Here is a 22,013-nt window from a genome sequence, read left to right on the forward strand (position 1 = left end):
ATGCAAGCCTTATTTTTTGATTTAGATGGAACATTAGTTGACAGTTCCAAGGGAATTACAGAGAGCTTTCAACATACATTCGATACTTTGAAGGTTCCTCAACCCGATCTCAAAACTATCCGTAGTTTTATGGGACCACCTTTGATTTCTAGTTTTGAAGCTACCCTTCCTGAAACTTTGGTAGATCAAGCAGTGATGATCTATCGCCAGTATTATCATGAAAAAGGTCAATACAAATCAACTCTGTTTCCTCAGATAGTAGAAGCTTTGAAAGCATTACAAGACGAAAACATTCCTCTTTATGTAACTACTTCAAAACATGAACCAGTTGCTTTACAGATGTGTCAAGATTTAGGTATCGATAAATACTTTAAAGGAATTTATGGATCAAATTCAGATCGTATCCACAAAGCCGATGTCATTCGATACGCCTTGTCAAGCAATGACCTTCCAAAAGAGGAGACAGTGATTATTGGAGACACAAAATTTGACCTCATTGGAGGTCAAACAGTTGGCATAAAAACCATGGCCGTCACTTGGGGATTTGGAGATCTTGAAGAGCTACTTCTTTACTCACCAGATTTTATTTGTCACTCTCCACTTGACATTCTTGAGACATTAAAAAAATAGGTTTACAAGTTGTAAACCTATTTTTTTAATAACCCCAAGCTGATAAACCTTGTGAGCTATATGCATTGTATGCAGCCTGGATTTGATCATCAACTGTTGCAGTTGAACCCCAATCTGGCATTGTTTGGAACAAACCACTGGCACCAGAAGCATTTGCTGCATTTACTTGACCATTTGATTCACGGGCAATAATTGCTTCCCAAGTAGAAGCAGGTACACCAGTCATTTCAGCCATACGAGCAGCTGCATAAGATCCTTGTTCTCCAGCAGTATTCCCATTTGATAGAACAATTCCACCATTTGTTGATTGTGCAGAAGTCACTGCAGCATTTGCTGCATAAGTTGTTTGTTTTTGAGCAGTTTGTGCAGTTGCTGTAGTTGCACTTTCAGCAGGTTTTGCTTGCTCTTGTGGAGCAACTTTATCAATCATAGATTTTGAACGCTCACCTAACTCAATAATTTGTCCTGCATAGATCAAATCTTCATTGGTCAGATTGTTAGATGCAATAATATTTTCTACTGAAGTGTTATTTTCTAGTGCAATTTTTGATAGAGTATCTCCAGACTTCACTTCGTAAGTTTCAGCATTCACTGTAGCAATACCAGAAATGAAAAGTGATGCTGCTGAAAGTAGGGAAGTGACTGTCCATTGGAACTTTTTACTGTTCATGAATTCTATTCTCCTTTCGAACATAATTCTATCATACACACAAAATGTTACAGTTTATTGTAGAATATATTACAAATGTTACAAGAATATGTGAATTTAATGTAAAAAGCGCTTTGTATAGCGCTTTTTCCTTATTTTTGAACCAATACAACTAGCTCTATCCATTTTTTAGATAAAAAACTATCAACATGAGGCACAGAATAACGAGCAATGCCAGGGTATCTTTTACTCCCCACTGCAGAGTCCGATAGCGTGTTCGTCCTTCACCGCCTTTGTACCCTCTCGCTTCCATCGCAATTGCTAATGCATCTGCGCGTTTAAAACTTGAGGCAAACAAAGGAATGAGAATCGGAATGAAGGAACGGATCCTTTTTAATAGATTTCCTTCACCAAAATCAACACCACGCGCCCTTTGCGCATTCATGATTCGATTCGTATCATCCACTAAAGTTGGAACAAAGCGCAAACTCATAGATAGCATTAACCCAATCTCATGTGCTGGAACTTTAATAATTTTTAGTGGTGTGAGGATCTTTTCAACAGCATCTGCTAAACTCAATGGTGTCGTCGTCACGGTTAAAATCGTCGAATAAAAAATGATTAAAATAAATCTACAAAATATGATGGCGGCTTGCATCAATCCTTGGTCGGTTAATTTAAAAAACCACCATTGATACAAAATAGTTCCTTGAGAGGTCGCAAATAATTGAAAAATGGTTGTAAAAGCAATGATAAAAATCATTGATTTTAAACCTTTAATATAAAAACTAACCGAAATCCTCGTTAGATACATTAAAACAAAAATAAAACCAAAGAGAAGAACATTTGTCTGGATATTATTTGCCCAAAACAGAAGAAATATGAATAAAAACATTGAGAGCAACTTCCCACGAGGATCTAGTTGGTGGATAATGGAGTTTCCAGGAATATACCTTCCTAAAATCATATTATTCATGAAGTAACAGCTCCTTTAGTTCCTCAATTTTGATTGGTAGTCTGTCCAGAGGAAGTCCTCTTCGTTTCAATTGAAGAGCAAAATTCGTAATTTGTGGGACTCCTAATTGAAGTTTTTGTAAATACTCAACCTGTTGAAACACTTCCCTTGGGGATCCGTTTAGGACAAGTTTTCCCGCTTCTAAAGCAAATACGGTATCAGCAAAATTTGCTACATCATCCATCGTATGAGTTACCAGAACTAGGGTCATCCCATTTTTATGTAATGTCTCAAACAGCGCCATCAATTCCTTTCTTCCAGCAGGATCTAGCCCTGCTGTTGGCTCGTCCAATACTAAAATCTCTGGTTCGATAGCTAAAATACCCGCGATCGCAACCCGTCTCATCTGTCCACCAGATAGTTCAAATGGACTTTTATCATAGATAGACTCTTCTAAACCAACGATCGCTAATTTTTCTTTGGCTATTTCCTCCGCTTTATCCTTAGGTACTCCAAAATTTTGTGGTCCAAAGGCTACATCAGCTAGAACGGTTTCTGCAAACAGCTGACTTTCTGGAAATTGAAAAACCAAACCGACTTTTTTTCTCAGGTACTTCATTTCTTTTGGCTCAGAATGATTATCTAAAACAAAATCTTCAAATTGAATCGTTCCTTTAGTCGGACGCAGTAAACCATTTAGTAATTGCAACAAAGTAGACTTGCCACTACCAGTATGCCCGATGATGGCTGTATAAGATCCATCTTTTATTTCCAAACTAATATCAGAAAGCGCCTGCCCTTCAAAAGGACTTCCCTCTTGATAAGTATAATAGACATTCTTTAAAGAGATTCCCATAGTTGGTCTAATAACTCACTTTCTGTTAGATAGTCCTGCTTTAGCGGAAAATGCGAGCTGAGAGATTCTTGGACCTGCTTACTAAAAGGCTTATCTAATCCAATCTCATTGAGGTCATTTCTTGAAAACAATTCCCGCGGCGTCATAGAAGACTCTAGTTTTCCCTTTTGAAACACGAGTGTTCGATCACTTAAGGCAATTTCGGTTAAATCATGGGTAATGGAGATAATTGTTAATTGAAATTTTTTTTGAAGTTCTCTCATTACCGCCATTAGATCCTCTCTACCTTCTGGATCTAACATACTAGTTGCTTCATCAAGGATAATAATAGTTGGTCTCAAGGCGATAATACCTGCTATAGCCACCCGTTGCTTTTGACCACCTGACAAACGAGATGGTTCGCGATCTTTAAACTCCAGCATACCAACTTGCTCAATAGCCTTCTCCACACGTTGAAGCATTTCTTCCCGTGGAATTCCTTGATTTTCTAAACCAAAGGCAACATCATCTTCTACTGTCGCACCAACAAATTGGTTGTCAGGGTTCTGAAATACAATCCCAATTTTACTACGGATATCCCATATGGTTTCACGAGTCAGTTGTTTTCCATCAACGTAAATCTCACCAGACTCAGCTTCCAAAAGGCCATCAATCAGGCGTACAACTGTAGATTTCCCACTACCATTGTGTCCAACAATCGAAAGCCACTCTCCTTGTTTCACGTGAAACGAAACCGTGTCAATTTGATACTCTTCTACTGTTTTATCGTATCGAAAGGATACATTTTTTAGCTCAATCATCTGTTTCATTTATTTAAATGTGTCTTTAAAGAGATAGCTACTTCCCTTAAAGTAGTCGTAACCAGAATAAATTGTGAAAATCAATGCAATATAAAGCAACACTTGCCCTGGAAGTGTCCAATGGCAAAGCAAAAAGATAATGGCAAACATTTGGCTAAAGGTTTTAATTTTTCCTGGCATGGCTGCAGCAAGAACTGTACCACCTGTCTCAACAAGTAGAAGACGCAAACCAGTAACAGCTAACTCACGACAAATGATAACGGCTGCAATCCAAGCAGGAACCATTTTTAATTCAATCATCATGATAAAGGCTGACATGACCAATAATTTATCTGCCATTGGATCGGCAAATTTACCAAAATTACTCACTACATTCCATTTACGTGCAAGAAAGCCATCTAAATAATCTGTAATACTAGCAATTGCAAAAATAACTGCCGCTACAATATGTCCTAAGTAAGAGTGACTTAAACTTAAAATAGCAATAAAAATAGGAATCATTACAACCCGAATTAATGTCAATGCATTAGGAATATTTTCTTTTTTCATACTTCCTCCAAAAAATAAACTATCTTTACATCTATTTTACAGATGCTGTAAACTCATAAAAATATACGATATAAATCACAAAGCCAAGGATGGCAAAACTCACTAGTAGATAATACAGGATTGGTAACCAGCTCGCTTTCTGTCTTAATTTTCTTGAATGAAGCTCTTCGTCATCTACAAGTATTTCTTCATCAAATAACAATTCTTTTCCTTCACGAAAAGCTGTCAATAGGATGGACTCATCTAATCCCAAAGCCCATGCTAACTTTTTAAGATAGATCTGAGCGTAAAAGGGACTCGGTAATAGATCAAACTCATCGTTTTCCAACGCTTCTATATAAGGAATTCCAATGGCTGTTTTATTTGACACATCCTGTAAACTTAAGTGTAAATTTACTCTTGACAGTCTTAACACTTGACCAATCGTTCTCTTCTTCATGTTTTCCCTTCTTGATACATTGTTTACTACTTTTGAAAAATCATATAGTCAACCATCTCAGCCTGGTCGATGAACTGACGCCCTAATTTGATGATATCTTGTAAACTAATACCTTGTAAAATCTTTGGAAGATCATAAGAAGTGCTACCGTCTGAAAAATATTCAAACTGAGTGGCACTATACTCAAGCGAATTTAAACCTTGTAAGAAATCACCAAACATTTCGCTTTTAATCGTATCCAAATGTTCCTGATTGACATCTGGATCCTTCTCAAATTGTTTGATTGCTGACCTAAATTGATGAGATAGGGACACCGGTTCTTGAGTATCCATTGTCAAAATAACGAAATGAAATAATTCCTCAACCTCGACTTCAAGTGTCAATGAGTTGTCAATCTTCCCAGCTTCATATAAACTTTGAAACCGTTGCGAAGTCCAACCAAACATCATCGAAAACAGTAATTTCAACATCAATTTATAACGAAATTTTTCCTCTTCCTTAATGATATCATTTCCTCGAATTCCAATTGCCAACTTAGGAGTAGCAACTTCCATTCTACAAGATTGATTCAATCTTACTTCATTTTTTTCTACAGGAAAACGTTCTAACTCCACAGATGGATGAAGAGGAACTAGATCATATTCCTTTACTACTTGCAATACTTCATCAACATCAAAGTTTCCGATCACTAATAAGTGCATTTGAGAGGGATGATAGAATAGATCAAAGTTTTCACGGAGATTATCTATTGTAATGTCAGAAATAGACTCCCTAGTTCCAGCAATATCATCTGCTAACGGTGTTCCAGGATATAAATTTTCTAAAGCACCAAAAAATAATCGATAGTCTGGACTATCTTGGTACATTCCAATTTCTTGTTGAATGATTTCTCTTTCCTTAGATACAGATTTTTCTGTAAAGGAAACCTTTGAAACCATCTCCAATAACAATTGAATATTTTCAGGGACCTTTGAAGTTGTTGAGAAAAGATAACTTGTCTTTGTAAAGCTTGTGAAGGCATTACTTTCCGATCCTAAATGAACGAATTTTTTTAAATAATCTTGACCATTTTCATCTTCAAATACTTTGTGTTCTAGGAAATGAGCAATTCCTGCAGGATATTGCCTTTCATCACCATTCACTAGAATTCGTGTATCCACTGAGCCAAACTTAGTTGTGATTATTCCATAGGTTTCATAATAATCTTCTTTGGGAATTAAATGAATAGTCAACCCATTTGACAAGCGTGTAAAGTAAACTTGCTCACCAACTGATTCATAATATTTTTCTTTAATTTTCAATCTTTACACTACTTTCCTTCCATAAAATAAACAGACTGTAAATTAATTGTTTTTGCCACTTCAATAATTTCTTCTCTACTAACCTTATCGATGGACTCTAACCACTCTTCTAAAGAAAGGACTTTCTTTCCTAGGATCGTTTTCAAATATTCCCTTTCAATCAAGGTATTTTGCCGATCCTGTGCTAATAAGGTCGTATTCACCAACATTTCTTTTGTCAATTGAAACTCTGACTCTGTAAACTTGCCTCGTTTTAAATCATTCAACTGTCTCATAATCAAGGTCATTACTTTGGTACGAGATTCCTTATCAATGCCTGCAAAAACTCTCATAAAGCCTGTAAAAATATCAAAATGGCTAGAGATGGTATAAGCAAGACCTTCTTTCTCACGAATTATTTGAAAAAGTCTCGAATGCGAGAAAGCTCCCAGCATCCCATTTAATACAACTAGGGGGATATGGAGAGATTCTCCATACTGGGTAGAAAAATGATAACCTAATTCTAAAATAGATTGTTGGTTTTGTTTTTGCTCTAACTTTTCTCTAACAACATTTGTAAAAGGTTGTTGATAGGTGACAGACAAATTGTTATCACGTGGCTTGAATTCAAACTGGTTCACTCGATCCACAATAGCGACCTCATTAAAATCGCCTATGAAAAAGAAGTCAATGTTATCTAATTGGAGCATCTGATGAAACTGTTCAAGAGAACTTTGAGCTGTCTCTTGTCTCGCTAAATCAACTTTCCCCAATCTTGACATCCCGATTGTTTCGTCTTCAAAAAATAGTTGATTCAATTGCCCATGTGCATAATAATAAGGCTCTTCAATTTCTGACTCCAAATCGGAAATCGTATTTTTCTTTTCAACGTCAAATGTATCACTGTCAAAGTGATCTTCTACTACCAAAGGTGAAAAGAAGATAGTTTCTATAATGTCCAAAACTTCATCAGTAAGAACATTTTTCTTGCTCAAAAAGTCATCGCGCACAAAGGAAATATTCAAATCAACATAATGAACACGTCCCCTCTTAGAGACTGAGGTTGACAATTCTACCCCGTATAGACTCGCTAATTTTTCACGGAATAATTGTGAAGTTGGATATTTTTGATTTGCAGTTTCCATCATACAGGCTACTAAAACACGCGCAGCCACGGTATTTTCATCTAATGGCGATGAAAAAAGGACCTTAATTTTATTGGTTTTAAATTTTTTTGATTGAAGAAAGTGAAGATTCACGCCCTTTACTAATTCCATTTTCATCCTCGTTCTACTCAATAGTAACTTTCATTATAACACGAAATCACACTAAAATCCTAATTCAAACTGTGAAAAAGCTCCTCAAATCACTCAACATTCTCTACCCTAGAAAAACTAAAAATATGGTATAATAACACGCAAAGAGGTGAACTATGAATTACAAATTATTTGATGACTTTATTACATTACAAGCAATCTTAAAAGAACTCGGTATTATACAGAGTGGTGGTGCAATCAAAGCTTTTCTTCAAGAAAAAGAAGTCTTTGTTAATGGTGAATTAGAACAACGGAGAGGCCGTAAACTTCGTGTCAATGATCAAATTGACATTCCTGAACTGAGCATGACTATCACCATTCTTGAACCTTCTCAAGAAGAAATAGAAGAACATCTTAAAGAGAAGGAAGAAAAGGAACGTGTTGCTAAACTTGTCAAGCAACTCAATCAACAACAAAAGAAACAACCGACAAAGACTAACAAAAAAGAAAAAGCAATTCGCTTTCCTGGTATCTCGTAATGTGGTTAAAACAGTTATCCATTCAACATTTTCGTAATTATCAAGAACTAGAAGTCGAGTTTCATCCTGGATTAAATATTTTCCTAGGTCAAAATGCTCAAGGAAAGACCAATATTCTCGAATCAATTTATTTTCTAGCTTTAACCAGAAGTCATCGAACACGAAATGATAGAGATCTCATCTATTTTGAATCCACCGATTTTAAAGTTTCTGGTCAATTGCAAAGAGAAACTGGTCCCCTTCCATTAGAAATTTCCTTGACACCAAAAGGTCGGATAACTAAGGTAAATCATTTGAAACAAGCCAAATTATCGAACTATATTGGCCATATGAATGTTGTCCTTTTCGCACCCGAAGATTTGCAACTGATCAAAGGATCACCTGCAGGGCGTCGAAAGTTTATTGACATTGAATTAGGTCAGATGAAACCTCTCTACTTATCTGACTTATCTCAATACAACCATGTACTGAAACAAAGAAATAGTTATCTAAAAAATTCGGAAAAAATTGATGCTACATTTTTGGAGGTCTTAGATTCACAACTAGCTAGTTTTGGAAGTCGCGTCATCCATCATCGGCTTGAGTTTATTAAAAAATTAGAAGCTAAAGCAAAAGAAAAACATACTCGACTTTCTGACAACAAAGAAGACCTATCAATTCAATATCAGTCAACTGTTTTTTCTGAAGAAGGAAATGATATAGAAGAGCAGTTTCTCTCTATGTTGGAAAAAAACCGTCAGAAGGATATTTTTAGGAAAACAACAAGCATTGGGCCTCACAGGGATGATTTGGCATTTTTTATCAATAATATGAATGCTACCTTTGGTAGTCAAGGCCAGCATCGAAGTGTTGTTCTCTCTCTAAAATTAGCAGAAATTGAATTAATGGAAGAAATCACAAGAGAAAAGCCGATTTTACTACTTGACGATGTCATGAGCGAACTTGACAATTATCGTCAACTTCAACTACTTGAAACCATCTCTAATAATATTCAAACATTTATTACAACGACCACTCTCGATCATTTAAAAGAACTACCTGAAGAGTTGAAAATTTTCACTGTTCAAGCCGGTCATATCAAAACAGCATCTTGACAATACTGTCAAGATGCTGTTATTTTTGTTTACAAATGTGTAAATTTATTGTGCCGAGTAGTTAGGAGCCTCGTTTGTAATTTGCACATCATGAGGATGGCTTTCTTTCAATCCGGCACCGCTCATTTCGACAAATTGTGCATGATCATGTAAATCTTGAATGGTTGCTGCACCAACATAACCCATACCTGAACGGATACCACCGATCATTTGGAAGACCATATCTGCTACAGAACCTTTATAAGCAACGCGTCCTTCAATTCCTTCAGGGACCAATTTATTGGCTTCATTGACAGATCCTTGGAAGTAACGGTCGCTAGAACCTTTCTTCATTGCTGCAATAGATCCCATACCACGGTATGTTTTAAATTTACGACCTTGGAAGATTTCTGTTTCACCTGGTGCTTCATCTGTACCTGCAAGCATTGAGCCAAGCATAACCGCGTTTCCACCAGCTGCTAGTGCTTTGACAATATCTCCTGAATACTTGATACCACCATCAGCAATGATCGTTTTTCCATATTCACGAGCTACAGCGGCTGCGTCATAAATAGCAGTCACTTGAGGAACACCAACCCCTGCAACAACACGAGTTGTACAGATTGATCCTGGACCAATTCCGACCTTAACTACGTCTACCCCTGCATCAAATAATGCACGAGCACCTTCAGCGGTTGCAATATTTCCTGCAATCAAGGTACGATCTGGGAAGTGGGCACGAATTTCTGCAATCTTACGAAGAACACCCGCAGAATGTCCATGAGCAGTATCGATGACAATTGCGTCTGCACCAGCTTCAAAAAGAGCTTCTGCACGTTCAAAAGTATCTGAAGTAACCCCTACGGCACCAGCTACAAGCAAACGACCAAATTCATCCTTAGCCGCATTTGGGAACTCAATAACTTTTTCAATATCTTTGATTGTAATCAAGCCAGAAAGACGACCATTTTCATCTACCAATGGTAATTTTTCAATACGGTGCTCTTGTAGAATGTGTTCAGCTGTTTCCAAATCAGTTCCAACCGGTGCAGTCACCAAATTTTCACTCGTCATATGATTTGAAATGGGTTGATTGTAATCAGAAATAAAACGCAAATCCCGGTTTGTAAGGATACCAACTAATTTACGATTTTCAAGTGTTTCAACAACAGGAACACCACTGATTCGGTATCGTCCCATCAACTCATCTGCTTCTGCAATTGTATGAGACGGAGTCAAATAGAACGGATCAATGATAACCCCATTTTCAGAACGTTTTACTTTGCGTACTTCATCTGCCTGTTGCTCAATTGACATGTTTTTATGGATCACACCAAGTCCACCCGCACGTGCCATAGCAATTGCCATTTGACTTTCAGTCACCGTATCCATAGCAGCAGTAATGATTGGGATATTCAAGCGTAAATTACTTGCTAATTGTGTACTTAAATCTGCATCATTAGGCAATACGTGACTTTCTGCTGGAATCAAAAGCACGTCATCGAATGTAAACCCTTTTTTCAAAAACTTTGTGTCCCAATTAGACATTAGCTGGATCCTCTTTTCTTTTTATTTGAGCAAGGCTCGAATTTTTATTGTTAATATCATACCATTCTATGGCAATTTGTCAATCATTTATTGGTAACTATCAATGAACGGTATAAAATGTTCGCTATTAATGAAGTCGTTTTATTTTTTAAAATAGGTAATTCCCATCGCAGATTTGACTTCATCCAATGTTTGAGCTGCTACATTTCGAGCACGTTCACTTCCTTTTTCAAGAATAGAGTAGACTTCACCCATATCCTTTGCAAATTCAAGGCGTCTTTCACGAATTGGTCTTAATTCACGATCTAAAATTTCTAAAAGATATCGTTTGGTCTTTACATCACCAAGTCCACCACGTTGATAATGTTCTTTCATTTCTGCAATTTCAGCTGCATCTTCTGGACGGCCAAATACATCCAGGTAATGAAACACCATATTGCCTTCGATTTTTCCTGGATCCTCTACTTTAATATGATCCGGATCGGTATACATACTCATCACTTTTTTCTTTAAAGTATCCGCATCATCAGCTAGGTAAATTCCATTATTCAATGATTTAGACATTTTAGCATTTCCATCTAAACCAGGTAAGCGCCCCGCTGCTTCATTTTCAGGATAAATTCCTTCCGGTTCCACCAAAGTATCTGTGTTGTATGCATGATTAAAGGAACGAACAATCTCACGAGTTTGCTCAATCATAGGCTTTTGATCATTTCCTACTGGAACAAAATTCGCTTTAAATGCTGTGATATCGGCTGCTTGTGAAATAGGGTATACCAAAAATCCTGTTGGAATACTCTCACCAAAACCTTTTTGAGAAATCTCGGTTTTTACAGTTGGATTCCTTTCAAGTCGCGCCAAAGATACTAGATTCATGTAATACATGGTCAATTCCGCTAATTCAGGAATCTGACTTTGAATGAAAATCGTAACTTTTTCAGGATCTAGTCCAGCTGCCAGATAATCCAAAGCAACATTACCAATAGATTCTACAATCGTTTTTGGATCTTTTGCATGGTCTGTCAAAGCTTGCTGGTCTGCTAGGAAAACAAACATATTATACTCATCTTTATTTTGCAACAAGACGCGATTTTTTAAAGAACCAACATAGTGGCCAATATGGAGTTTTCCTGTCGGTCTATCTCCTGTCAGAATGATGGGTTTTGTCATACTCTTCTCCTTAATCGTTATCCCTATCATTATAGCACTTTCTAGTTGAAAATGTTAGTCTATCCTCTATGTTTGTAAGGAATTAACACTTTACTAAACTGTCAATTTCGTTTACATCATTGTAAAAACAAATTGACAGTAAAAAAGTTGAATTTTCCCCTATTTTCTAGTAAAATGAAGACATTATAGAAAGAGGAGAAAATCATTGCTTACAGTATCAGACGTCTCACTACGTTTTAGTGATCGAAAATTGTTTGACGATGTCAATATCAACTTTACAGAAGGAAATACATACGGTCTCATCGGTGCCAACGGTGCTGGAAAGTCAACCTTTTTAAAAATTTTAGCTGGAGATATTGAACCAACAACTGGTCATATTTCTCTTGGCCCTGATGAACGTTTGTCTGTTTTGCGTCAAAATCACTTTGACTACGAAGACGAGCGGGTCATCGATGTTGTCATTATGGGAAATGAAAAGCTCTACAACATTATGAAAGAAAAAAATGCTATCTACATGAAAGAAGATTTCTCTGATGAAGATGGTGTCCGTGCAGCTGAACTTGAAGGTGAATTTGCCGAACTTGGTGGATGGGAAGCAGAAAGTGAAGCATCTCAATTGCTTCAAAATCTAAATATTTCAGAAGACCTTCATTATCAAACTATGAGCGAGTTAGCCAATGGGGATAAAGTGAAAGTTCTCTTAGCTAAAGCCCTTTTTGGTAAACCAGATGTCCTTCTTTTGGACGAGCCGACCAATGGATTGGATATTCAATCCATTACCTGGTTAGAAGATTTTCTGATTGATTTTGAAAATACGGTTATCGTTGTATCCCATGACCGCCACTTTTTGAATAAAGTCTGCACCCATATGGCGGATCTCGACTTTGGAAAAATCAAACTTTACGTCGGGAACTATGATTTCTGGAAAGAATCTTCTGAACTTGCAGCAAAATTACAAGCAGATAGAAATGCAAAAGCTGAAGAAAAAATTAAACAATTACAAGAGTTTGTCGCACGTTTCTCAGCCAACGCTTCAAAATCAAAACAAGCAACTTCGCGTAAAAAAATGCTTGACAAGATTGAACTTGAAGAAATTGTTCCATCTAGTCGGAAGTACCCATTCATCAACTTTAAGGCAGAACGAGAAATTGGTAACGATCTCTTGACAGTTGAAAATCTTTCTGTCAAGATTGATGGAGAAACCATCCTTGACAATATCAGCTTTATCTTACGTCCTGGTGACAAAACCGCCCTTATCGGACAGAACGATATTCAAACAACCGCTTTGATCCGTGCATTGATGGATGATATTGAATATGAAGGAACTGTCAAGTGGGGAGTTACAACTAGTCGATCATATCTACCAAAAGACAACAGTCGTGATTTTGCAGGTGGTGAAAGTATTCTCGATTGGCTTCGTCAATTTGCAAGTAAAGAAGAAGATGACAATACTTTCCTTCGTGGTTTCTTAGGACGTATGCTCTTTTCGGGTGACGAAGTTAACAAGTCTGTCAACGTCTTGTCAGGGGGAGAAAAAGTTCGTGTCATGTTGTCTAAATTGATGCTCCTCAAGTCAAATGTTCTTGTACTTGATGATCCAACCAATCACTTGGATTTGGAGTCTATCTCAAGTTTGAATGATGGATTGAAGAATTTTAAAGAATCGATTATCTTTGCTAGCCATGACCACGAATTCATTCAAACACTCGCCAACCATATTATCGTTCTTTCAAAAAACGGCGTAATCGATCGTATTGATGAAACCTATGATGAGTTTCTTGAAAATGAAGAAGTTCAAGCAAAAGTGAAAGAACTTTGGAGTCAATCATAAAAATAAAGAGCCCTGAAATCATTATTTCAGGCTCTTTCAGTAGAAATATATGAATAAAACAAAGCTAAAAACATCCCTTTTTATAGTATCTTCTTTCCTGATTCCAGCTATCATGATGTTCTTTATTTACCTCTCACAAGGAATCTACTGGAACAGTGATACATCCCCCTTATTAGGAGATGGTTATCATCAGTATGTCATTTTTGATACCACACTTCGAAATATTTTACATGGGACAGATAGCCTATTTTACAGTTTTCAAAGTGGATTAGGTATTAATTTCTATGCACTCAGTAGCTATTATCTAGGAAGTTTCTTTTCTCCTCTTGTCTACTTCTTTAATGCACAATCCATGCCGGATGCTGTTTACCTCATCACTCTTCTTAAATTTGGAGCTATTGGGTTAAGCACTTATATTAGTTTACATGGAATGTTTTCTAAAATTCCTAGATCCCTGGTTCTTACCCTTTCAACCTCATTTGCTCTTATGAGCTTTGCTATCAGCCAAATTGAAATCAAAACTTGGCTAGATGTTTTTATCCTAGCACCATTAATTCTCTATGGATTCAAAAAACTCATTTACAATGAGGGAGAGATTCTCTACTTTATCAGCTTAACCAGCTTGTTTATCCAAAATTATTATTTTGGGTTTATGATGTCTATTTTTCTTATTTTATGGTACTTGACACAACTGTCATGGGACATCAAAGGAATTGGAAAACGATTCTTTCATTTTGTGATTGTATCTCTTTTATCAGTTATAACAAGCCTTGTGATGTTATATCCAACCTTCTTAGATTTACGCACTCATGGAGAAAGTTTTTCAAAGGTTGACAGTATCTTTACAGAAAAAAGTTGGTATCTTGACGTATTTGCAAAAAATTTCATTGGAAGTTTTGACACTACTAAATATGGATCAATTCCAATGATCTACGTGGGATTATTTCCACTTCTTTTAGCGATTACCTTTTTCTTTGTAAAGTCGATCAAGTTTCACGTGAAACTTTCTTACTTTATACTCTTGACCATTCTTATTTTGAGTTTTCGTTTTCAATTATTAGATCTCCTTTGGCAAGGTATGCACGCGCCAAATATGTTTCTTCATCGATACTCTTGGATCTTTTCTTTGACGATTATTCTGATGGCAGGAGAAGTACTAAATCGAATAGAGGAGATCACTTGGATTCGTTTTAGTCTTGCTAATTTCCTCCTTATTCTAGGATTTGGAGCAACTGTCCTTTACAGCAGTCACTATAAATTTTTAGATGCAGTCAATTTCATTGTTACTTTTGAATTTTTAATTGCTTTCTATTTGGTCTGTTTAGGATTTATCCTAAAAAAGATACCGCCTAGACTTTTCTATCTTTCGATCCTGTTTTTCTCCATTTTTGAATTATCGGTGAATAGTTATTATCAAATGGAAGGAATAGCGAATGAATGGGTATTTGCTTCTCGATCATCCTACGAACGAGACTTAAAAGCCATCCAATCCTTAATAAGAGAGAAGACAGACTCTAATTATCGGACTGAGATTCTACAGCCGCAAACGGGCAATGATAGCATGAAGTATGGTTATAATGGAATTTCTCAATTTTCATCTGTACGAAATACGGATGCTAGCTCGACATTGGACAAACTTGGATTTAAATCTGAAGGAACCAACCTCAATCTTCGATACCAAAACAATTCTATTTTAATGGATAGTCTATTTGGTGTTCGCTATAATTTAAGCCAACAACCTGTTCAAAAATTTGGATTTAAAGAGATTGCAATCAAAAATGGAGTCTCACTTTCAGAAAACGAATATGCCTTACCAATCGCCTTTCTGTCAGCAAAACCTTATAAAAATACTTCCTTTACGAATTTGACACTGGATAATCAGACACGATTCATCCATCAAATCACGGATGAAAAATATAAATTTTATAAGAAATTAAATATTCTCTCGCCTACTTCACAAAATACTACATCTTCGTTGCAAACTGCAAAAATTGAAGAAGATAGTCATCTTTCCTACGCAAGTATTCAATATGAAGTAACGGTTCCTGCCCATAGCCAACTATATGTCAATGTTCCAAATTTACAATTTTCAAACGATGATCGAAAAGATATTGAAATCAGCTACAATGGACAGACCCAACGCTATACCATTGATAATGCCTTTCCATTCTTTTCGATTGGCCATTTTGACACAGAGGAAACAGTTACTATTCGTATGAGTTTTCCAGAAAATTCGACAGTCTCTTTTGATACACCAGAATTTTTTGCTCTGGATCTTGACCAATACACACAAGCTATCGCTAGCATTCGTCAGCAAGAAGTTGCTATTCACAAAAAGAAAAACAAATTGGTAGCAGCCTATAACGCAAATAGAGACACTACCCTTATTTTTACACTCCCTTATGATAAAGGCTGGTCAGCTAAACAAAATGGAAAACCTATCAAAATTCATCGCATCCAGAAAGGATTAATGGGAGTTCGTGTTTCAAAAGGATCCGGAACAGTCACCTTAACATTTGTTCCCCAAGGCTTCATTGAAGGACTCATTGCCTTTTTCGTTGGAATCATTCTCTTTTTCCTCTACGAATGGAGACAAATAAAAAGACGAAAAAGTTAAGGAATCTAACCATCGGTTCACTTATAAATAAAAGGCTAGGATAGTCATTATCCTAGCCTTTTTCAAAACAAAAAAACACCCAAATGGGTGCTATACTAGCTCCGCCAGTAGGACTCGAACCTACGACATCATGATTAACAGTCATGCGCTACTACCAACTGAGCTATGGCGGAATGAGATATAGTCCGTACGGGATTCGAACCCGTGTTACCGCCGTGAAAAGGCGGTGTCTTAACCCCTTGACCAACGGACCATATATTCATTAACAGAACATATCCCATTATATCAAAATTTAACTAATTGTCAAGCACTAAATTCTAAATTTTGCTCTTCAATTAATTTTTTGGCACGTTTGATATTGCTTCTTGAGATTGGACAAGAATAGCCTTCTTTCAACAGTAGCTGTTTCTTTTTCTTATCCATTCCAATGATCATACTTCTATTCACGATAAAAGATTGATGGGGACTGAAATATCTCTCCTCCACATCTTTCTCCAAGACATCTGATAAACTTCCCGCAATTTCTTTTTGAAAATTTTTCCCAACTAAGTTTAATTTATAAGCCGAACCAACAGTTTCAATATAAAGAATATCCTTAAATGGAATTTTTATCTTTTTATCCTTAAAGTCATACTCAAAATAATCTGTCAAATCATCATTTCCAATTTGAATAGTCGTTAGGTACTCAATACACTCCTTAATTTTTAATCTAAATAAATCTTCATTCAAATTTTTATCAATAAAATCTAAGGCAGATACTTTATAACGATAGGTAATCGAAGCGAATTCTGATTTTGTAGTAATAAAAACAATAATGGCATAAGGATTTGCTTCTCGTATTTTTTGAGCAATTTCCAGCCCACAATACTCATTGTCTTGGATATGAATATCTAGAAAATATAATTGGTGGATATCCGAATGCTGGATATAATTTTCAAATTCCGAAATTTTACCGGTAGAAATCACTTCAAGTTTAATTTCTAATTCCTTAGCAATTTCTGCAATATGTTTTTCTACCCGTATCTGTTGAGAGAGCTCATCTTCTAATAAAAAAATCTTCATTCTTGTTCGTATCCTCCAATCTTCAAAACTTGTAAAAAACGATTTCCTTGCAATTCCGTTTCTAAAAACATCGTTCCATAATTTGCTAAGATTTTTCTCACATTATTTAATCCTAGTCCTCTATTTTCTCCTTTTGTCGAATAGCCTTCTTCATATATTTTTCTAATATCAAAAGTGATTTCATTTGTTGTATTATGAATCACTAAGTAAACAATTTTTGAAATAGAGAAAATAGCAATATGAACTTTCTTTTCTTCTGCTTCTTTTGAAGCTTCCAAAGCGTTTGTCACTAGAATCCCAACGATTCTCACGATATCTAATAAATCAACTGGTAGTTGCTCGATTGGTTCACTCGTTTCAAAGGTCATTTCTACCCCAGCATCTCTTGCATCCAACCAGCCTCGAATCAAAATACTTCGTAAAGCAGAATCTTTGATATTGACCAAGTTGAATCCTGATAATGCTTCTGTATTGATCTCTTTATAACCTTTTTCCAATACTTCTCTATGGATTCTCTGTATTTCTGGAATATTTTCTTCCTCAATGGCTAACGACATAGAAATAACTAAATTTCCCAAATCATGACGAAATCCCCTGACAATAGAATAGAGACTTTGAATTTCAGCCATATACCGACTCATTTGTTGCTCAGAAAATTCTTTATACTCCAGTTCTAAATTTTTACGATACTGATCTCGCTCGATTTTCATATGGAATAAGCTGACTACAAAAGAGAAAAAACAAATCGTTGCCAACATACTCCCAAAATTTTTATATTGCGCTTGTTCACTAATCCATAAAGCAAAATTAATCACTACAAATATAGCAAAATAGACACAGATGAGTCTCTTTAAATATTTTTCAAATTCTTTCTCATAAAAAGGAGTGAAATCAAATTCAAATAGGTCAATTAACTTCAAAATGATTCCTAAAGAAATCAAACGAATGCACATATTGTAGACAATCGAGTAAGCTGCTACAACAGCATCCCCCAATACTGAAGAGACAATTATCGTCAGAAAAGTTGCTGTTCCTTCAACCGCTAAATAAGTAAAAAAAGAATAAAAAATGGCGCACAAGCGATTCGTCCGATTGGCATAATGATAATAAGGATATAAATAAATCGGCCATAAGAGCATATTTAAATCAGAGAGTCGAATATTTGAAAATAAAGTCACATCTAAAAATACTAAGAGACTTTCAAAAAGAAGAACAAAGGTGCTCAGCAGAAAGATAAATGCAAATTGATGTTCCTGATAGATTTTTTCGTCCACTAATGCAAACGTCAGAACAATGATCCCTCCCAAGAGAAAAGACAAGATTAATGACTGAATCACACAAACTCTCCCACTTTGTTTTTTCTATTTTATTATACTCTAGTATTATTATAAAAAAATAAAATTTTATATACAAAAAATTATAATATAAAATAGCCTAAAATTAAAGGGAATAGGTAAAATTGTAATGTTTTTGTTACATGAATGAAAACTATTTTACACAATTTATATAATCTACACTTTGCACTATATAGGGATTGTTAGTTCTTTTTTTAAATATTCCTAATAAATCATTTCATTACTATTTGTCTATAGTGAAGTATACAAAAATTAATAGATAATGAAAATTTATACATTTTTATATAAAAGAAAAGATGCAGCAAAAGCTGCATCTCTCATTTGATCCCAGCAGGATTCGAACCTGCGACCGTTCGCTTAGAAGGCGAATGCTCTATCCAGCTGAGCTATGAGACCGAACTTACTTCATTTTAGCAGAAAAAGGAAGGAGCGTCAAGGTTATTTATGGTAAGGACTCCCCTGTTGAATCATGAAAGCACGATAGATTTGTTCCACCAACACTAATTTCATCAACTGATGAGGAAGAGTTAATTGACCAAAGCTCATTAATAGATTTCCTCTTTTTTTCACTTCAGGAGACAGACCAAGACTGCCTCCAATAACAAAAGTAAGGTTTGAATAACCAGATGTCATAATCTGGTCAATCGTTTGACTAAATTTCTCTGAAGGAAATTGTTTTCCTTCGATGGCTAATACAATCACATATTCCTTATCTGAAATCTTAGAGAGAATTCGTTCCCCCTCTTTTTCAAGGATTTGTTGATTTTCGAGTTGACTGGCACGATCTGGAGTTTTTTCATCAACTAACTCAACCTGTTCTACTTTTGCAAATCGACCAAGCCTTTTAATATACTCCGCGATCCCATCTTTTAAGTATTTTTCTTTTAATTTTCCAACGGTTATCAATTTAATTTTCATTCCCTTATTGTAGCATAATTCTTCAATTCCACAAATAATCCACAGCTATAGAAAGGAAATCTATTCTATAAAGTCCTTTTTAAAGCCATTTCTCAACTAAATTCTACAACTTATCCACAATTTGTGGATAACTTTAGTTATTTAAGATATAATTAAGAAAGTTTTTCTATACTTTAGACAATTTGATATCCTTAGGAGGAAAATATGAAATCTTCATCTAATTTACTAAAAAAACTTGGAAACATAACCCTCATTTTCGTTGTAGGTTTTCTAGGTGGGATTCTTGGAACCTTTTTAACCTTACAAACCTCTCATTCTTCTACTTCAAATACTGAAAGTAAGCAAGTCCACTCAACCACTGTTAAAACAGCTTATAAAAATACAACCTCAACTAGTGAGGCCGTAGATAAGGTGAAAAATGCTGTAGTTTCTGTGATTACTTATTCTGATTCTTCGAATCAAGGGTTATTTGAAAAAGAAGAAAACTCTGACTCACAAATTTCTAGTGAAGGTTCTGGGGTCATTTATAAAAAAGAAGGAAAATATGCCTACCTTGTTACCAACACCCATGTAATCAATGGTGCTAAAAAAGTAGATATTCTTTTAGCAGATGGCAATAAAGTCCCCGGAGAAGTAGTTGGGTCAGATGTCTATTCTGATATTGCAGTCGTTCGCATTAGTGCGGATAAAGCAAAGGCAGTAGCTGAATTCGGAGATTCAAACCAATTAACAGTCGGTGAGACTGCAATTGCAATTGGTAGCCCTCTTGGAACTGATTATGCGAATTCTGTTACTCAAGGGATCATTTCTAGCCAAGGTCGCAATGTGAATTTGAAAGCTGATAATGGACAAAATATCTCTACACGCGCCTTACAAACAGACGCAGCCATCAACCCAGGGAACTCTGGAGGGCCATTAATCAATATTCAAGGACAAGTCATTGGGATTACCTCAAGTAAAATTTCAAATAATGGACAAACTTCAGTAGAAGGAATGGGATTTGCTATTCCTGCAAATGATGTTGTCAATATTATCAAACAGCTAGAAGAAAAAGGAAAAGTAGTTCGACCAGCTCTTGGAATCCAAATGATGGATTTATCCAACCTTTCAACTTCTGATTTAAGCCAATTAAAACTTCCTGAAAAAATCTCTGGAGGAGTACTGGTTCGTTCAACACTTGAAAATATGCCTGCTTCAGATAAATTGCAACGTTATGATGTCATCACAAAGATCGATGATACAGATATCGAGTCAACTGCAGATTTACAATCAGCCCTCTATTCTCACCAAATCAATGATACGATCAAGGTCACATTCTATCGTGATGGAAAACAACAAACAACTTCTATCAAGTTGACAAAATCAACTGAGGATCTGAGCGATTAACTTTCACTTTCTTGACATACTTGTAAACACACCTTTACGAATTTGTAAAGGTGTGTTATTCTATTCATAAGATGGAAAAATTAGAAAAAATAGCGGTAAAGGACATTCGAACCAATCCTTTCCAACCAAGAAAAGTATTTGATCAAGAAAAATTAGAAGAACTGGCTCAGTCAATCAAAGAAAATGGCTTAATTCAACCAATTATTGTCAGAAAATCTCCAATAATTGGTTTTGAATTGCTTGCAGGTGAAAGACGTTTTAGAGCTTCAAAAATTGCTGGATTAGAGCTTGTTCCTGCGATTATTAAAGAGTTAACAGATCAAGAAATGATGCGACAAGCCATTATTGAAAATCTTCAACGAGAAGATCTCAATCCAATTGAAGAAGCTATCTCCTACCAGAAGCTCGTTGATCATGGCTATAAGCACGACCAAATCGCTCAATTTATGGGGAAATCTAGACCCTATATCAGCAATATGCTTCGCTTGTTACATCTAGCTCCTTCTGTTCAAGAAGCAGTCATTCAAAATGATATTTCTTCGGCTCACGCGCGTGTTCTTGTTCCTCTTGATGAAGAAGAGCAGCGCTTTTGGTTGGAGCGAATCAAACAGGATCATTTAAATGTTCGAACATTAGAAAACAAGATCAGTTCAAGAAGAAAACAGAAAAATAAAAAAGCAAAAGAGAGCTTCCTACTAGAAGAGGAACAACGATTGAAAAAAATATTAGGAACAGATGTGACGATACACTCCTCTTCTCAAAATAAAGGAACTATCCAAATTTCTTTTTCCAGTCTTGATGAATACCAACGAATTATCAACAGCCTCAAATAAGGCTGTTATTTTTATTTTTTGTATTGACAAGCTTTTCCACTATAAAAATCTTTTGTAAGTAGCAGAAAAATAAGGATATTCTCTAGTTATCCCCACTTTGTGGATAACTTTTAAAAACAATGTGAATTTAAATCCACAACTTGTGGAAAAGTTTAAAACTATAATTTAATTTCATGAAATTTAGCCTGTGGAAAACTATTTTTGTTTGTGGTAGAATAGGAGTACGTATGATTTGATACAATTCAAGAAAAGGAGGGAAGTCTGATA

The 22,013-nt window shown here is 35.7% G+C and carries 20 protein-coding genes and 3 tRNA genes; 7 read left to right on the top strand and 16 right to left on the bottom strand.

Annotation, left to right across the window (positions count from 1 at the left end; translation table 11 throughout):
* Entirely contained in the window at nt 1–630 is a 630-nt protein-coding gene (locus LPB220_RS10620) for an HAD hydrolase-like protein (protein ID WP_049522615.1), read from the top strand.
* 25 nt (nt 631–655) lie between these two features.
* On the opposite strand, the gene LPB220_RS10625 is transcribed toward LPB220_RS10620, so the two are convergent.
* The 8 genes from LPB220_RS10625 to yfmF all read right to left on the bottom strand — a co-directional run bounded on the left by LPB220_RS10625 (nt 656) and on the right by yfmF (nt 7,435).
* Nucleotides 656–1,300: a LysM peptidoglycan-binding domain-containing protein gene (locus LPB220_RS10625; protein ID WP_150906758.1), complete on the bottom strand. Its 645-nt coding sequence runs from the start codon at nt 1,298–1,300 to the stop codon at nt 656–658.
* Between the two features lie 157 nt (nt 1,301–1,457).
* Nucleotides 1,458–2,255, bottom strand: a complete 798-nt coding sequence (locus tag LPB220_RS10630; RefSeq protein WP_024054768.1) for an energy-coupling factor transporter transmembrane component T family protein — start codon at nt 2,253–2,255, stop codon at nt 1,458–1,460.
* Nucleotides 2,248–3,090: an energy-coupling factor transporter ATPase gene (locus LPB220_RS10635; protein WP_021154152.1), complete on the bottom strand. Its 843-nt coding sequence runs from the start codon at nt 3,088–3,090 to the stop codon at nt 2,248–2,250. Before LPB220_RS10635 ends, LPB220_RS10630 begins: the two co-directional genes overlap by 8 nt.
* Nucleotides 3,075–3,899 (bottom strand): energy-coupling factor ABC transporter ATP-binding protein, encoded by an 825-nt coding sequence (locus LPB220_RS10640; RefSeq protein WP_150906760.1) that lies wholly within the window; start codon nt 3,897–3,899, stop codon nt 3,075–3,077. Before LPB220_RS10640 ends, LPB220_RS10635 begins: the two co-directional genes overlap by 16 nt.
* Nucleotides 3,900–4,439, bottom strand: coding sequence for a CDP-diacylglycerol--glycerol-3-phosphate 3-phosphatidyltransferase (gene pgsA, locus LPB220_RS10645; RefSeq protein WP_003009208.1), 540 nt, complete (start codon nt 4,437–4,439; stop codon nt 3,900–3,902).
* A gap of 31 nt (nt 4,440–4,470) precedes the next feature.
* On the bottom strand, nt 4,471–4,878 hold the full coding sequence (locus LPB220_RS10650) for a helix-turn-helix domain-containing protein (RefSeq protein WP_003002050.1): 408 nt from the start codon (nt 4,876–4,878) through the stop codon (nt 4,471–4,473).
* Nucleotides 4,879–4,904: 26 nt separating this feature from the next.
* Nucleotides 4,905–6,179 (bottom strand): EF-P 5-aminopentanol modification-associated protein YfmH, encoded by a 1,275-nt coding sequence (yfmH, locus tag LPB220_RS10655; protein ID WP_150906761.1) that lies wholly within the window; start codon nt 6,177–6,179, stop codon nt 4,905–4,907.
* Nucleotides 6,180–6,187: 8 nt separating this feature from the next.
* Nucleotides 6,188–7,435 (bottom strand): EF-P 5-aminopentanol modification-associated protein YfmF, encoded by a 1,248-nt coding sequence (yfmF, locus tag LPB220_RS10660; protein WP_150906762.1) that lies wholly within the window; start codon nt 7,433–7,435, stop codon nt 6,188–6,190.
* Nucleotides 7,436–7,590: 155 nt separating this feature from the next.
* Here yfmF and yaaA point away from each other — a divergent pair, with 155 nt between their 5' ends.
* Together yaaA and recF are read left to right on the top strand one after the other, a co-directional pair.
* Nucleotides 7,591–7,953, top strand: coding sequence for a S4 domain-containing protein YaaA (yaaA, locus tag LPB220_RS10665; RefSeq protein WP_024054765.1), 363 nt, complete (start codon nt 7,591–7,593; stop codon nt 7,951–7,953).
* Complete coding sequence (gene recF / locus LPB220_RS10670; protein ID WP_049471767.1) at nt 7,953–9,047, top strand: DNA replication/repair protein RecF; 1,095 nt, start codon at nt 7,953–7,955, stop codon at nt 9,045–9,047. Before yaaA ends, recF begins: the two co-directional genes overlap by 1 nt.
* A gap of 45 nt (nt 9,048–9,092) precedes the next feature.
* On the opposite strand, the gene guaB is transcribed toward recF, so the two are convergent.
* Nucleotides 9,093–10,574, bottom strand: coding sequence for an IMP dehydrogenase (guaB, locus tag LPB220_RS10675; protein ID WP_150906764.1), 1,482 nt, complete (start codon nt 10,572–10,574; stop codon nt 9,093–9,095).
* Between the two features lie 141 nt (nt 10,575–10,715).
* The gene (gene trpS, locus LPB220_RS10680; protein WP_003002236.1) at nt 10,716–11,744 is read right to left on the bottom strand and encodes a tryptophan--tRNA ligase; all 1,029 of its coding nucleotides are present in this window, start codon (nt 11,742–11,744) and stop codon (nt 10,716–10,718) included.
* Between the two features lie 205 nt (nt 11,745–11,949).
* Here trpS and LPB220_RS10685 point away from each other — a divergent pair, with 205 nt between their 5' ends.
* Together LPB220_RS10685 and LPB220_RS10690 are read left to right on the top strand one after the other, a co-directional pair.
* On the top strand, nt 11,950–13,575 hold the full coding sequence (locus LPB220_RS10685; RefSeq protein ID WP_021154160.1) for an ABC-F family ATP-binding cassette domain-containing protein: 1,626 nt from the start codon (nt 11,950–11,952) through the stop codon (nt 13,573–13,575).
* Nucleotides 13,576–13,624: 49 nt separating this feature from the next.
* Complete coding sequence (locus LPB220_RS10690) at nt 13,625–16,192, top strand: YfhO family protein (protein ID WP_150906766.1); 2,568 nt, start codon at nt 13,625–13,627, stop codon at nt 16,190–16,192.
* Between the two features lie 99 nt (nt 16,193–16,291).
* On the opposite strand, the gene LPB220_RS10695 is transcribed toward LPB220_RS10690, so the two are convergent.
* From LPB220_RS10695 to rlmH, 6 genes are all read right to left on the bottom strand, one after another.
* Nucleotides 16,292–16,365 (bottom strand) — tRNA-Asn (locus tag LPB220_RS10695).
* A gap of 8 nt (nt 16,366–16,373) precedes the next feature.
* Nucleotides 16,374–16,445 (bottom strand) — tRNA-Glu (locus LPB220_RS10700).
* 50 nt (nt 16,446–16,495) lie between these two features.
* The gene (locus LPB220_RS10705; protein ID WP_003009229.1) at nt 16,496–17,254 is read right to left on the bottom strand and encodes a response regulator transcription factor; all 759 of its coding nucleotides are present in this window, start codon (nt 17,252–17,254) and stop codon (nt 16,496–16,498) included.
* A complete protein-coding gene (locus LPB220_RS10710; RefSeq protein WP_150906768.1) occupies nt 17,251–18,591 on the bottom strand; it encodes a GHKL domain-containing protein in 1,341 nt (446 codons plus the stop codon). The genes LPB220_RS10705 and LPB220_RS10710 overlap by 4 nt, the downstream gene beginning before the upstream one ends.
* A 340-nt stretch (nt 18,592–18,931) precedes the next feature.
* A tRNA-Arg gene (locus tag LPB220_RS10715) sits at nt 18,932–19,005 on the bottom strand.
* A gap of 42 nt (nt 19,006–19,047) precedes the next feature.
* On the bottom strand, nt 19,048–19,527 hold the full coding sequence (gene rlmH / locus LPB220_RS10720; RefSeq protein ID WP_003009233.1) for a 23S rRNA (pseudouridine(1915)-N(3))-methyltransferase RlmH: 480 nt from the start codon (nt 19,525–19,527) through the stop codon (nt 19,048–19,050).
* 204 nt (nt 19,528–19,731) lie between these two features.
* On the opposite strand from rlmH, the gene LPB220_RS10725 reads away from it, so the two are divergent.
* Both LPB220_RS10725 and LPB220_RS10730 read left to right on the top strand, forming a co-directional pair.
* A complete protein-coding gene (locus tag LPB220_RS10725) occupies nt 19,732–20,913 on the top strand; it encodes a S1C family serine protease (protein WP_023920001.1) in 1,182 nt (393 codons plus the stop codon).
* A 71-nt stretch (nt 20,914–20,984) separates the two neighbouring features.
* Nucleotides 20,985–21,746 (top strand): ParB/RepB/Spo0J family partition protein, encoded by a 762-nt coding sequence (locus LPB220_RS10730; RefSeq protein ID WP_150906770.1) that lies wholly within the window; start codon nt 20,985–20,987, stop codon nt 21,744–21,746.
* Nucleotides 21,747–22,013: the final 267 nt, after the last annotated feature.

It is taken from the genome of Streptococcus sp. LPB0220 (genome assembly GCF_008727815.1).
In the GTDB taxonomy this organism is placed as follows: Bacteria; Bacillota; Bacilli; order Lactobacillales; family Streptococcaceae; genus Streptococcus.